General features: G+C 54.8%; 10 protein-coding genes and 1 pseudogene. 3 read left to right on the top strand and 8 right to left on the bottom strand.

Annotation, left to right across the window (positions count from 1 at the left end; genetic code table 11):
- The first annotated feature begins 120 nt into the window (after positions 1–120).
- Positions 121–1,122 carry a LacI family DNA-binding transcriptional regulator gene (locus ACOBR2_RS09910; RefSeq protein WP_420239851.1) on the top strand — a complete coding sequence of 334 codons (1,002 nt, stop codon included), beginning with the start codon at positions 121–123 and terminating at the stop codon, positions 1,120–1,122.
- Positions 1,123–1,722: 600 nt separating this feature from the next.
- Here the strand turns inward: ACOBR2_RS09910 and ACOBR2_RS09905 are convergent.
- From ACOBR2_RS09905 to ACOBR2_RS09890, 4 genes are all read right to left on the bottom strand, one after another.
- The gene (locus ACOBR2_RS09905; protein WP_420239850.1) at positions 1,723–3,147 is read right to left on the bottom strand and encodes a TolC family protein; all 1,425 of its coding nucleotides are present in this window, start codon (positions 3,145–3,147) and stop codon (positions 1,723–1,725) included.
- 1,019 nt (positions 3,148–4,166) lie between these two features.
- Positions 4,167–5,600 (bottom strand): efflux transporter outer membrane subunit, encoded by a 1,434-nt coding sequence (locus tag ACOBR2_RS09900; protein WP_420239849.1) that lies wholly within the window; start codon positions 5,598–5,600, stop codon positions 4,167–4,169.
- A complete protein-coding gene (locus tag ACOBR2_RS09895) occupies positions 5,597–8,776 on the bottom strand; it encodes an efflux RND transporter permease subunit (protein WP_420239848.1) in 3,180 nt (1,059 codons plus the stop codon). The genes ACOBR2_RS09900 and ACOBR2_RS09895 overlap by 4 nt, the downstream gene beginning before the upstream one ends.
- A gap of 7 nt (positions 8,777–8,783) precedes the next feature.
- Positions 8,784–9,878, bottom strand: coding sequence for an efflux RND transporter periplasmic adaptor subunit (locus ACOBR2_RS09890; RefSeq protein ID WP_420239847.1), 1,095 nt, complete (start codon positions 9,876–9,878; stop codon positions 8,784–8,786).
- A 445-nt stretch (positions 9,879–10,323) separates the two neighbouring features.
- Between ACOBR2_RS09890 and ACOBR2_RS09885 the strand changes: the two genes are divergently transcribed.
- On the top strand, positions 10,324–11,025 hold the full coding sequence (locus tag ACOBR2_RS09885; protein ID WP_420239846.1) for a response regulator transcription factor: 702 nt from the start codon (positions 10,324–10,326) through the stop codon (positions 11,023–11,025).
- Positions 11,022–12,335, top strand: coding sequence for a HAMP domain-containing sensor histidine kinase (locus ACOBR2_RS09880; protein ID WP_420239845.1), 1,314 nt, complete (start codon positions 11,022–11,024; stop codon positions 12,333–12,335). Before ACOBR2_RS09885 ends, ACOBR2_RS09880 begins: the two co-directional genes overlap by 4 nt.
- Here the strand turns inward: ACOBR2_RS09880 and ACOBR2_RS09875 are convergent.
- The 4 genes and pseudogenes from ACOBR2_RS09875 to ACOBR2_RS09860 form a co-directional block, all read right to left on the bottom strand.
- The gene (locus ACOBR2_RS09875; protein ID WP_420239844.1) at positions 12,292–12,492 is read right to left on the bottom strand and encodes a DnaJ domain-containing protein; all 201 of its coding nucleotides are present in this window, start codon (positions 12,490–12,492) and stop codon (positions 12,292–12,294) included. The two genes, ACOBR2_RS09880 and ACOBR2_RS09875, sit on opposite strands and share 44 nt — an antisense overlap.
- 157 nt (positions 12,493–12,649) lie before the next feature.
- Positions 12,650–12,970, bottom strand: a pseudogene (locus ACOBR2_RS09870) (IS66 family transposase); the annotation flags it as partial.
- Position 12,971: 1 nt separating this feature from the next.
- Positions 12,972–13,349: an IS66-like element accessory protein TnpA gene (gene tnpA / locus ACOBR2_RS09865; protein ID WP_420239843.1), complete on the bottom strand. Its 378-nt coding sequence runs from the start codon at positions 13,347–13,349 to the stop codon at positions 12,972–12,974.
- Entirely contained in the window at positions 13,346–13,789 is a 444-nt protein-coding gene (locus ACOBR2_RS09860) for an IS110 family transposase (protein WP_420240003.1), read from the bottom strand. Before ACOBR2_RS09860 ends, tnpA begins: the two co-directional genes overlap by 4 nt.
- Positions 13,790–13,815: the final 26 nt, after the last annotated feature.

Below are 13,815 nucleotides of genomic sequence, written 5' to 3'. Positions count from 1 at the left end.
TTTTAATATCAGTGTCTGTTTTATTTTAATGCTAGGATGATTTTATCTGCAATCGATTGCAGAAATTTTACCGATTCCTCTGGCCCAACGGGGTGATTTATGGTGAAAAGAACACGCCCCATGACTACCATTCGCGATCTTGCCACCCACTGCGGAGTTTCCACCTCGACGGTTTCCCGTGCCCTGGCGGGCAAGGCCTACATTCGCGCCGAACTGCGTGAAAAGATTCAGGCCGCAGCCAAAGAACTCGGGTACAGGCCCAACCTCGTCGCGCGCAATCTGCGTTCGAGTCGTTCGACGACCCTCGGACTGGTTGTCGCCGATGTGCAGAATCCCTTCTTTACCCGCATCTGCCGAGCCGTCGAAGACCGCGCCCTGCGTGAAGGCTACGCCGTTTTTCTGTGCAACAGTGATGAGGATCCGCACAAGGAAGAGCTCTATCTGCGCCACTTGATCGACGAAAACGTCGCCGGCATCATCCTTGCTCCCACGGCCCGCACCGCGCGCGCGCAAGAGGCGCTCAAGGATCTGCCGCTGCCGCTGGTCGTCATCGACCGGCCCGTCAAACCGGGGCTCGCCGACAGCATACTCATCGATAATCAGCAAGCCGGCTACGATTTGGCCCAGCATCTGATCGTCCGCGGACGCCGCGCGCTGGTCGGCCTCTTCGGCGCTAAAAGCGTAACCGGCACCCCGCGCGCTCGCGGCTTCTGGCAGGCCATCGAGGAGAGCGGGCTGGATCGCACGCTTTGCCGCGCTATAGAGATCGCGCCGCGCGAAGAGGATGGCTACCGCACCACGCGCGAGTTGCTGGCTGCACCAGAACCCATCGATGCGCTGATCGCCAGCAATGGCCTGATGGCCTCCGGCGCTTTCCGCGCGCTGGTCGAAAGCGGCCGTCCCTGCCCCGGTGAAATCGCCTTTGCCTGCTTCGACGAGTCGGCCTGGAGCCATCTGGTCAATCCATCGGTGACCGTCATCGAACAGCCCACCTACGAGATCGGCGTCACCGCCACCGAGCTCTTGCTACAGCGCATCGAAGACCCCGAACGCAGCTATCGCCGCATCGTGCTGGCTCACCGGCTAATTGAGCGCACCTCGACGGCCGACCCGGCAAAATAACCCGGGCACTGCACACCAGCAAAAAGCAAAGCAGCTCACCCGGTGCGCAGATTTCCATGCGTGGAGCGTCCTCGGTCAGACTGTCATCGTTAGGCTTCAGCAACTGTTACGTGCAAAAAGATGGCGGCCGCCCGCCAACCGGCAGGTGGCTGTTGGCAACGGCAGTCAGGCAAAAGAAGAGAATGAACCATGGCCACTGGATGCTGGCGTTGCTTTTGCCTACCTTTGACCGGACGAGTCCTCATCTGGTGAATTGTTCCTGCTTTTGTCGGGAGCGTTGACCTCCCGCACCTCTACAATGAGCGGGCTATCTAATCCGCACTTCGGACATGTGTAGATGCCAGAGGTAATGGCTCTGTCAGATAACTCTTCTCTTCGGAAGGCGCTGCCACAGTGGATACAAATGCGAAAGTGCTCAAATCGTGGCTCTTGCAAATTGGCATTGTCTGTCATAAGGGAGTTCCTGTTCTTGTAGCCTTGTAGGCTCGTACAAATTTGCATCTGAGGTAAAGCCGCTTTTCGGTCTACAACGGATACTGTTTTGCCCTTTTGACGAAGGGCAAGAAGATAGTGTGAAATCCTTGAGGAAATGACCGAGGGTCAAGGGTTTAATTGGCCAGCTTTGATATGGCCTGCAAGTGAGTTCACCCACTCATCGAGCTTTCCGCTCTGCCGAAGCAGGTGAACTTTTGCCTCGTAAAGCTGCTCTGTCGCTTGAATCCTATCCACATATCTCTGACGCTCCTGAATCCGCGCGTTTTGGCCTTCTTTTGGTGTCACAGGAGGTGAAGTGCTCGTGACGACTCCTTGTTCCTGCTGTAAGAGAGCCACTTTCAGTTGAGTGGTTGCAATTTCCTGATCAAGCTCCGCCAGCTCAGCTCTTGTTGCAAGTTGAGAGGAGGAATGCTGCAGTTGCACGCAGTCTTCACGTTGCTGGCTGCGCAGCGATGCTACTTGATGTTCAGCGTGAGCCGCCTCGGCCATAGATTCCCTTGCCTTTGCCTTGCGACCGAGATCCAGAAATGGAAACTGGAATTGGACACCCGCGGAAAGAGTATTGTAGTTGCCGTTCAGGTTGTAGTAGCTAGAAACGCCATTGAAGGGACTAATGCGTCCGTATTGCGCTTCGAATGCTACCTGTGGCATCCATGTGTATTTCGATTCGCCGGTAGCTCGCTCAAGCTTCGCTTTTGCATCTGCTTCTGCGGAGAGTATGCTAGGTGAGTCCGGACACGTTGGCACCGACTCAAGGAGCGTGACAGATGAGAGTTCCTCACGGGGAACACTCTCCGGAACAATAAATTGTGATTCATTTTCCAATCCTGTTAGTTCCCTTAGGTGTTCGCTTAGTGTCACTAACAGATCTTCCATCTGGGACTTCTGCAGTTTGATCTGCAGTGCTGTCCGGCGTGCCTTTTTCAACTCAAGCTCGTCTTCATAACCCGCTTCAAAGCGTTCTTGAACAATGGATACTAGACGAAGCGCAAATTCGTATTGCGACGTGAGTGCCATCTGACATTGATACGCATTATCAATCGACAAATAGGTGACAATAGCATCTTCTTCTACCTGCTCTCGTATTCCTCGAAGAGATAGGTCGGCAGCCTGAACCCCCAGACGGCCCGCACGAATATTGCCGGGCTGTGAGTAGTTAAAAACCAGCGATTGCGCGCTGACCGTGAAGATTGTCGGGACGTTCAGAGTAATCCCTGAAGATGCGCCAAGGCCGCTACTGCCGGTAATACTCGGGATAAAGGCGTTTTTAATCCCTGAGAGCGACTCTGCTGCTCGTTTAGCATCGTCCTCCGCCATTTTCACGCGTGGACTATTCTTCAGAGCCAGGTCAATGGCAGAGGAAAAGGAGATCTGTGCATAAGCCAGTGACGGCAAACTCACAATGACGACGGCCCAAATCCATCTCTGAAGCAGTGACGAGTATAGGGCGCCTAAATGCTTGTGGCCAGCACTCCGCATTGTTTTGTAGCACATCAGTGAGCGCCCTATCTTTGCATTTACGTTTTTCATACGCACAGTACTTCGCGAGGAGCGGCGGAAAACTGGCCGCTCTATTTTGATTAGGGGTGTTGCGGAGATTCCGGCACCCACCAAGCGGGTACTATCTTCGGTATATGAATCTTGCGAACAATCGGAGCCAGTTCCGGCGCAAATTCCCCCGCTATATTTGCAATTCCGATCATCATGAATTCAGAGAGAGCGCGCTGTCCCGCGTGTGTGGGGTCATTGAATCCATCTGGGAGATATGCCATACCGACAAAACCTCCGGAGGCAGCACCTGCGAAGTTGGAAAAGGCAAGAGTATGTGTGCCAGAGTCTGTCCTGTCGACAAAAGTGTAGGAAATAGCGTGGAACACTCTTTCGCCTACATTGGAGCCTGGGCGAGCAGGTAGGTAACGCGGATCTTCGTGCAATACTGCCTCAGTAAGGAACTGAGCAGTTCGCTTGGATGTCTGCGTCGCGATGGTACTTCCGTAAAGTCTTCCAAAAGCACCCCCTCCGTCAGTCCATGCATGGGGGTAGTTGTTCGGCGGATTTGCCATGCGGAGAGCGGCTCCCAGTGCTGGAAAGACCAATGCGGGAGGTCCAAATGTCTGGTGCGTGTAGATTCTGTACTTATCGTCCAGAGTCAACCGCGCATTCGTCATCGGAGGAGGTACGGGGCCCATGGGGGCTATTGGCCCCAGAATGCCCGGAGCATTTGGAAGGGCCTGGGCATCTTCTTTTGGGAGTGCAGTATTCTGTTCCCCTAGAGATGATGGTGCATCTGGAAGAATAGAGGCATGAGAAGCCTCTGCTGAGGGTGAATTCGCTATCTGTTGCGCCACCGCAGAGGCGCTAAGGATTAGGAACGCAACAAGGGTGAAGCTGATTTTCATATGTCTCATACCTTCATGCAACCTGGTCTGTCAGACCATCTGGGTTAGTTGAATTGCAAGATGAACCATTACGCTTTTAAAGCATTGACCTTACAGCAATCTGCTAGAAAAACATCTGGAGATTCGCATGGGGTTCCCTTTGACAAATTCTTACTGTGCGCCGCCCGCCAACACCTTATAGAGCGTCACCTGGTTACTTAGACGAGAGAGTCGTATGTTGATTAGCGACTGCTGTCCACTGTAGAGCGACCGTTGTGTGACCAGTACACTCAGGTAATTATCGATGCCAGCTTTATAGCGTGCGTCGGTGAGGCGATAGGTCTCGGCCAGAGTCTTCACTTCGGCCTGCTGTGCCTCCTGTTGTTCCAGCAGGCGCTCGCGGCCATTGAGCGCATCGCTGACCTCCTGAAAGGCGGACTGGATTGCCTTCTCGTAGTCGGCGATGTAAGTGTCGCGCTCAATCTGCGCAGTTTTGTATTTGGCTTTCCGTGAACCGGCATCGAAGATAGGCAAGCTGATCTTGGGATTAAATTCCCAAGTGCCCGGCCCGCCTTTGAACAGGTCAGCCAGCGATTCACTGGTTACTCCTCCGCTCGCAGTCAGCGAGATAGTCGGGAAATAGGCAGCTCTGGCTGCCGCAATATTGGCATAGGACGACTTGAGATTATGTTCGGCCTCGATAATATCCGGCCGGCGCAGCAGAACATCCGATGGAACCCCCACCGAAATATCCTTGAACGACTCATCCGGAAAGAGTCCGTCGGGCAAGAGCTCTGCAGGAACAGGAGCACCAACCAACACTTCCAGTTCATTCTTATCGACGTTCAGTTGGCGTGTATATTTCACTACATCCACCTGCGCCGACTGTACCTGGCTCAGCGATTCACTCACATCGAGGTCCGAATCCACTCCGCGGTCACGGATATGCCGGGTAAGATCGTAGGAGGCATTCTGCGAATCCAGCGTCGCCTGGGCCAAGCGCAAATACTCCTGATCGCTGCCCACTGTCAAGTATTGGCTTGCCACCGAAGCAATCAGTGAAATCTGCGTACTGATGCGCCCTTGATCGCTTCCCAGATACAACTCCATTTGCTGACGAGATAGATTCTTCAGCCGGCCGAAGAAATCCATCTCCCAGGAAGATACCCCCACTCCGATTGTGTCAGTCTCCGAAGTATAGCTTCCCGTACCCATATAGTTCATTGTGCCCGGCACACGGGAAGCATCACCGCTGGCGCTCGCATCCACCTCCGGAAATTGACTTGCGCGTTGCTGCCGGTACTGCGCCATTGCCTTTTCAACGTCGAGAACGGCAATCCGAAGATCGCGATTGTTCTTGAGCGCTAGGCCAATCACCTGGCGCAACTTATCATCGGTATAGTAGTCCCGCCACTTGACTTCGGCGGCGGTGGGAGCCGCCACCGCAGCCGAAGCAGGCGTTTGCTGTGACGGCAAACCGGAACTCCATGCAGGCGCTGTGGGCATCTGCGGTTGTTGATAGGTCTGTTTGTGCGGCGCACATCCCGTCAGACAAACGACGGTACCAATCGAGGCACAGAGTACAGCTTGGATCTTCTTCGTCATATCGCCTCCGACGTGCTGACCGGGGTAGAACCACCGGTGGGCAGCTCTGGCGCATTCTTTTTCTTGGCGAACCACTGCGTGACTACAACAAAGAACAGCGGAATAAAGATCAGATCAATAAATGTGGCGGAAATCATGCCACCGGTTACCGCTGTGCCAATTGCTTTCATTGCACCTGCTCCAGCTCCACTGGCCAATGCCAATGGCAAGGTGCCGAAGAAGAAGGCCAGTGAGGTCATGATGACCGGACGGAAGCGGATGCGAACCGCGGCCAGGGTGGCATCGGTCAATCCTTTTCCCTGCGCTAACTGTTGCTTGATGAACTGAATGATCAGAATCGCATTCTTGGTAGAGAGACCAAGCGTTGTCAGGAATCCGATCTGGAAGTAGACATTATTCGGCATATCACGCAATGTTGTCGCCAGCAGCGCGCCAAAAACACCAAGCGGCAGCATCAGCAGATTCACGAAAGGAATCGTCCAGCTTTCATAGAGTGCGGCCACGCAAAGAAAGATCACGAGAATCGAAAATGCGTAGAGCATCGGCCCCTGATTGGTCGCCATCCGCTCTTGATACGAGAGCGCGTTCCAATCCAGGCGCAATCCCTTTGGCAACTTTCCTACCAACTCTTCCATGGCTTGCATTGCCTGCCCCGAACTTTGGCCTGGTGCCGGCTCTCCCGTAATGTTGAGTGAGGGGAAGCCGTTAAACCGCTCCAGAAGCGGCGCTCCATACGACCACCGGGTCGAAGCAAAGGCGGAGAAAGGAACCATCTCGCCGGAGCTGCTCTTTACGAAGATCCGGTTAAGATCCTCCGGCAGCATGCGAAATTGCGCATCGGATTCCGCATATACACGCTTTGCGCGTCCGCCCTTCACAAAGTTGTTCACATACGTTCCACCGAATGCTGTCGAGATTGCATCGTGGATGTCGGAAATCGAAAGTCCCAGGGAACCCGCCTTATCCCAATCCACATCGACACGAAACTGCGCAACATCGTCAAGCCCGTTATGCCGTACACGTACCAGCCGTGGGTCCTTGTTGGCTAAGGCCAGGAGTTGGTCACGCGCAGCCATCAGGCCAGGGTGTCCCAGGCTGCCAAAGTCCACCAGTTCAGAGTCAAAACCCGTCGCGGTTCCCAGTTCGATCACGGCGGGCGGCGGAAATGCAAGAACTCGCGCATTTTTGAGTCCCATAAACCGCATCATGATGCGGCCGCTCAGAGCCTGCGCCGACAGCGCAGGGCCCCTGCGTTCGGACCAATCCTTCATGCGTATATAGATCATGCCCTGGTTCTGGGCCTGTCCTCCCATGCCCTGGCCGACGATCCCCATGGCGGCATCAACGCATGAGCTTTCGTTCTCCTGGATATACCGGGACACCTGATCAACGACGGCTTGTGTTTGCTCTTGTGTTGATCCTGCCGGCAGAGTGATCGAGGCAATCGCAGATCCCTGGTCCTCTTCCGGAAGAAAACCGGTCGGCATCCGGTGGTACAAGAAGCCTACTAGGCACAAAATCAATCCGTAACCAATCACATAGAACAGTTTTCTCTTAAGTGAATGTTGCACGACCCGCAGATAAAACTCGCGAATCTTATCGAAGATGCGGTTGAACCAGTTTAGGAAGGTGCGCAGTGGCGACCACCGCCCCGCGCGCACGGGCTCACCTTTTTCCACCGGCTTCAGAAACGTAGCGCACAACACGGGCGTAAGAATCAAAGCCACGATCACCGACAGCAACATGGAGGCAATGATGGTAACGGAAAACTGCCGGTAGATGATGCCCGTTGAACCGGAGAAGAAAGCCATCGGTCCGAACACTGCCGACAACACCAGAGCAATGCCAACCAACGCGCTGGTGATTTGCTCCATCGATTTGGCCGTCGCATCGCGCGGCGATAAGCCTTCTTCGCTCATCACGCGTTCGACATTCTCAACGACGACGATCGCGTCGTCGACGAGCAGACCGATGGCCAGCACCATGGCGAACATCGTGAGCATGTTGATCGAATAGCCAAATGCGCTCAACACGGCGAAAGTGCCCAGCAGCACCACCGGCACGGCGATGGTGGGAATCAATGTGGCCCGAATGTTACCCATGAACAGCCACATAATCAGGAAGACCAAGACAATCGCTTCAAGAAGCGTCTTCTCAACTTCTCGAATCGCCGCACGCGTGAATGGGGTGGTATCAACCGGATAGACCGCCTTCATACCATGCGGAAAATAACGGCTCATTTCGTCGACCTTGGCGCGGATCCCTTTGACCGTGTCGAGCGCGTTAGCACCGGTTACTTGGCGAATAGCCAACACCGCTGTCGGTTTTCCGTTGTAGAAGGCATCCATGTCATACGATTCGGTGCCCATCTCCGTCCGCGCAATATCGCGGATGCGTACGATGGAGCCATTGGTGCTTGTACGCACAGGAATGGCGCCAAATTCCTCCGGCGTTTTCAGCATGTTCTGTACGATGATGGCGGAGTTCAACCGCTGCCCCGGCAGAGCGGGCATTCCTCCTAGCTGTCCAGCCGACACTTCCACGTTGTAGTTCTTTAGCGCCGTCGTCACATCGGAGATGCTCAACTGGTATTGATTCAGCTTGTCAGGATTCAGCCAGATGCGCATCGCATACTGACTGCCAAAGGTGCTTACTTCGCCCACTCCCTGCACACGCGACAGCACCTGTTCCAGATTCGACTGTGCATAGTCGCGCAGGTCGGCTCCGTCCATGCTGCCATCTTCCGAAATGAGGGAGACAAAGATTAGATAATTGCGCGTCGACTTGCTGACCGTGATGCCATAGGTCTGCACTGTTGTAGGCAAGCTGGCGGTCGCCAACTGCAGTTTATTTTGTACCTGCGCCCAAGCCAGATCTGGATCAGTTCCAGGCCGGAAGGTCAGCTCGATACGGGCCTGTCCGGATGAATCGCTGGTCGAAGACATGTACAGGAGGTTATCGAACCCTGTCATCTTTTGCTCGATGATCTGGGTAACGGTATTTTCTACCGTCTCTGCCGAAGCGCCCGCATAGGACGCGGTAATGGAGATCGATGGCGGTGCGATGGGTGGATACTGCGCAACAGGCAGGGTGTAAATGGCCAGGCAGCCTATGACCATAATGCCGATGGCGATGACCCACGCAAAAACTGGACGTTCCAAAAAGAATTTTGACATCGCCGGCCTACTTCCCTGACGACGCTTGCGGCGCCGCTGCTGTTCCTGGAGCCGTTGTGTCGCCCTTGTAGGGAGCGGCTAGCACTTGCATGCCCGCCTTCAACTGATCGCCGCCTTCCATCACTACCTGCTCGGAAGCCGACACGCCCTTGTTCACCAACCACTGGTTACCGATGGCGCGATCCACCTCGATCATGCGCCGTTCAGCCTTGCCGTCCACCCTGATGACCCAAATGAATGGCATTCCCTTAGGATCGCGGCTCACGGCCTGCTGCGGCAGCAGCAGCGCATCTGGCCGGATGCCTTCATCCACTACTGCGCGTACGTACATACCAGGCAGAAGAACCTGCTTCGGATTCGCAAACGTCATGCGCACGGTCTCCGAACCAGTGGTCGTATCCACGGTCACGTCGCGGAATTCCAGTTTGCCTTCGATCGGATAAAGCGAACCATCCTCCAGGTAAAGTTTCACTTTGTTGCCCTGGGCTCCAGAAGACTTCATCTGGCCGTTCGCCAAGCGCGCGCGCAACCGCAGCAGGTCAGCGTTGGCTTGCACCACATCCACATACACCGGTTCAAGTTGCTGCACCGTCGCCAGCACGGTGGTCTGGTAAGAACTGACCAACCCGCCGACCGTCACACTCGATTTGCCAATGCGCCCGGTAATTGGCGAAGTGATTGGCGTGTACGCCAGATTGATGCGAGCGCTCTCTACGGCCGCCTTGTCAGACTCCACCGTTGCCTGCTCCTGCTTGAGTGAGGCAATGGCGTCGTCGTAGTCCTGCTGGCCGACGGCATGGATCGCGGCCAGATCGCGGTAGCGGTCTGCCTTGGCTTGCAGCGAAGGCAGATTCGCCTCGGCGGAAGCGAGATTTGCCTTAGCCTGTGCCAGGGACGCCTGATACGATGCAGGATCGATCTGGTAAAGTACCTGGCCCGCATGGACCATCGCGCCTTCCTGGAAGAGTCGCTTCAGGATGATGCCATTCACTTGCGGCCGGATCTCCGCCGTCAGATATGCCGTGATTCTTCCCGGCAACTCAGTGGTCAATTGCAGCGTCTGGGGCTGCAGTTTGATCACCGATACCTGAACAGGCCCCATAGGGCCACCCATGGGCGGCCCCATAAGCGGCCCCATGGGTTTTGATTTGCAACCCGAGGTGAACAAACAAGCCAAAGCAAGACTGCATGCCATGGACACCTGAAACCATTTTCGAATGGATATCACGCTAAATTTCTCCTTTGACCTGGCGATAAACCGAGAAGGTACGTTCCAGGTTGTTGGCGCCAAGCCTCAGAATCGCGCCAAGAACAACAGTTGTCGGGGTATGGTTAGTTCATTGCAGCACGGCTTGCTTCTCAAAGTCGGTTTCTAACCTACTGATCTGCTTCCTAGTCTGATTGAACAACAGGTTCTTCTGCTTGAACCTCAAGATTTGCAAATACAGACACGCCACCTCGCACCATGCCGTACAGTCTCAAGAATTATTAAGGTTCCGGTACTAGCCGATCAGCGCTCGCGGAGTTGTGATAAAAGAGGATGCAGCATGGTTAATGAGAACCTCAGAGCGAGTAACATCCTGATCGTTGATGATGACGTGCGTCTGTGCCAGTTAATTGACGAATTCTTCTCCGAGTCGGACTACGCGATCCAGGCTGTCCATAATGGTGCAACCGGCTTGGCGCGTGCACTCGATGGGAGGTTTGACCTCATCCTTCTCGACATAATGCTGCCCGGGCTGGACGGGTTTGAAGTGCTCACGCAACTGCGCAGGCGCTCTTCAGTGCCTGTGATCATGCTCACGGCGCGCGGGGCGCAAGAAGACTGTGTGCGAGGCCTCAATACAGGTGCCGACGATTATCTGGCCAAACCATTCGGCCCCGAAGAGTTGGCGGCGCGCATGGCGGCTGTGCTACGCAGGACTCAGAACTCGCAGACCGCGAGAAGCGAGACACTTTCCGTCGGGAGGCTGCGGCTGAACGCCGCAGCGCGTTGCGCCTGGATTGGAGAAGAACCTATCGAGATTACGTCCACCGAGTTCGACATTCTCGATCTTCTAGCCCGGGCCCGAGGCAAAGTGGTCACCCGCGACCAGGTATGCGGCATTCTGTACCAGCGCGAGGCCACGCCATTCGAGCGATCACTTGAGGTGCACATCAGCCGCATGCGGCGGAAGATCGAAGGCGCTGGCGTCACGATTCGCTCCATTCGCGGCGTAGGCTATGTCCTGGCAGGAGACGAGCAGTGAAATCGATATCGTTGAAAGTCACCATATGGTCAGTTGCGGCGCTGGCAATCTCTTTGGCCGTATTTCTCTTGATTGCTACCAGCGTGATCGGCAAATCCACAATCGAGAACTTCACTCAGGCAAATCAGCAACTGTTTCGTTATGCGCTAGTCGTCTACCATTCGGACGGGAGCACCGGGCTGTCGCGCTACATGAGGGAATTGAACCAGCCCGGAGGCACGCATTACAGCATTTGCGATGCTTCCGGGCACGATATTGAGAGCGGGGAGGACCATTCTAAGCTGATCAGAGTTTCCGTTGGGAAAGAGCGCCCGTATCGCGGAGAACACAACCAACTCACCATGGGACTCCGCTCTGAAGAGGGGGGCTATATCTGGCTTGCGACCTCTGTCGGACCATCTACCATCCTGCTTGCCCCGTTCTATATCCTGTTGTTGGTAACGGTCGTAGTGTTGTACTGGCTGGTTACGATGTACATCACGCGCCCGGTTCGGCAACTTGCCAATGTGGTGGACCGCTTCGGATCAGGCGAGTTGACAGCACGCGCGAATCCGCGCTCAAACGACGAAATCGGCAATCTGGGCAGATCGTTCAACGCCATGGCCGAACGCATTCATACTCTGCTGACGACCGAGCGGCAATTGCTGCAGGATGTATCGCATGAACTCCGTTCTCCTCTGGCCCGGTTGACCTTCGAAGCGGAGATGGTTCGCAGGACGACGGATCGGGATTCAGCAGCAACAAGGCTGCGCCATGAGATCGATCGGCTCTCGGAATTGGTAGGAATGCTAATCGATATGGCACGGGCTGAGAGCGAGCCCGGAGAAGTCGAGATAGAAGCGCTTTGCCTGAACGATCTTCTGTTGGTCACGGCAGAGGACTGCGAGGTTGAAGCACAGGCAGCCGGTTGCAGCATCGATGTAAATCTCCCAGAGGAGACAAGCCTTCAGGGAAATGCCGAACTACTGCGTCGTGCAATCGAGAACGTTTTGCGCAACGCAATCCGCTACGCACCCTCTGAATCGACGGTAGATGTCCGACTCGAACGAGAGGAACACCTGGCGCGAATTACCGTTCGTGACTACGGACCGGGAATTCCTGAGAACTTGAAAGGACGAATTTTCGATCCGTTCTTCCGCGCGGACGCTTCACGTGACGAGCGTACTGGTGGATTGGGCCTTGGTCTGGCCATTGCGCGAAGAGCCGTGCGCGTTCACCACGGAGATATTACGGCAGTGAATGCGTCTCCTGGCGCCTTGCTGACAATTACGTTACCACTGCATCCTGAGGTCCCGAGTATGATCCATTGATTTCAGCCATCTTTTTCGAAGCGAGTTCTTTTATTTCCGAGGCTAGGTGTTCGTATTTTTCAGGGTGATATAGAGAGGCTTTTTGATGATAAGCAGCTGCCGCTTGTTCAGCCGTTGCAGAGCTCGTGAGGCCGAGTAGTTCATAGCACTGCGACAATGGGCAATTCCAAGGTCTAGGGTCTGTTGACGTTCATGGCAGATCTTTCCGCAATGGGATAGATTGGAATTAGATTTAGTTAGTGGACCACCACTGTTTGGCTCTGCCTTCCACCCTAAGTCTCACTGGCATAGCTCTTCACCAGTCCTTCTTGAGACAACTTGCGCCTGACGTGAGCCCAGCATGCAGCTTCATGAATCTTGCGGCCTTCGTAGAGATGATGAAATCATGCGTAGCCATCTGCCTGTAAGATGCCGCTGAATGTGCTCAGATGTTGGCGTGGATGTTCCCCCTCGCGATCTGGCGAATAAGAAAACCACACTGCTGGATGTGTATCAAGACCAGCCGGACGCTTATCGCGCACATAAGTCCACAGCCGTGCGGTTTTCATCTTGCCCGTACCAGGTGCAAGCACCGGGATCGGTGTGTCATCGGCATGAATCTTGCTTGCGGCCAGCACATGCTTGCGCATAGCGCCTCTACGACTGTGCGGAGTAGATGCAGATCTGTATCGCGCTCAACGTGACAGAAACTCCATCAGGAGACTCTACACGGATCGTGCCGCTGCTGTTCGACTGTGGCGCAACGGCAGGAGCCGAATTGGCCACTTCTGGCTCCGCCACAACAACTGGCAACAGCTTCGTAGCAAACTTCGTTCGACCACCCAGAATCCCCTTGCGATACTCATAGCGCCACTGAAATACATGGTTGGAGTTCACGCCGTGCTCGCGTGCCACACGAGCAATCGACGTGCCAGACACAAACGTTGCTTCAACAATACGGCGCTTCTCCTCCACACTGCGATGGATACGCTTCGGCACTTCGGGCTGGGATGCACTCTCGGTGACTTCGTTCACTCTGCCATCGTCTGCCCGAAGACACCCGATGTCCAGACCGCCGTCAGACGACGCATACTTTCCACCAGCATGTGACGATAAATGAGTAACTGCCTCAAATCTTTCTGCTCAGCAGATGGTGTCCATATTTTCGGGAATCTCCCTTCGACCAGAAGTTTTAGAATGTGAGCTGCATCCCGTCGATCGGTCTTCTGTTTTCGAACGAAACTGGCTCTTATTTGTGCGGCATCGTCGATCCACACTTCATGACCCAATGTCGGAAGCAGATCTGTAAACCACTGACTATTTCCGCAAGACTCAATGCCGATTAAAGCAGGAGCTGGTAGGCTACGATAAAATCGCTTTGCTCCTCCGTTTCCGTTGGCCAGCTCCCGCTCGATAATTTCGCCACTATCGGTATCGAGCACTGCTACTTGTTGCTTCCTAGGGAGACTCTGCACAAGTCCCAATACTGCATTCTGCTTGG

The organism is Telmatobacter bradus (assembly GCF_048629425.1).
GTDB lineage: Bacteria > Acidobacteriota > Terriglobia > Terriglobales > Acidobacteriaceae > Telmatobacter > Telmatobacter bradus.
The sequence above is the reverse complement of the archived record's forward strand: the minus strand, read 5'-3'. Positions and strand labels throughout refer to the sequence as shown.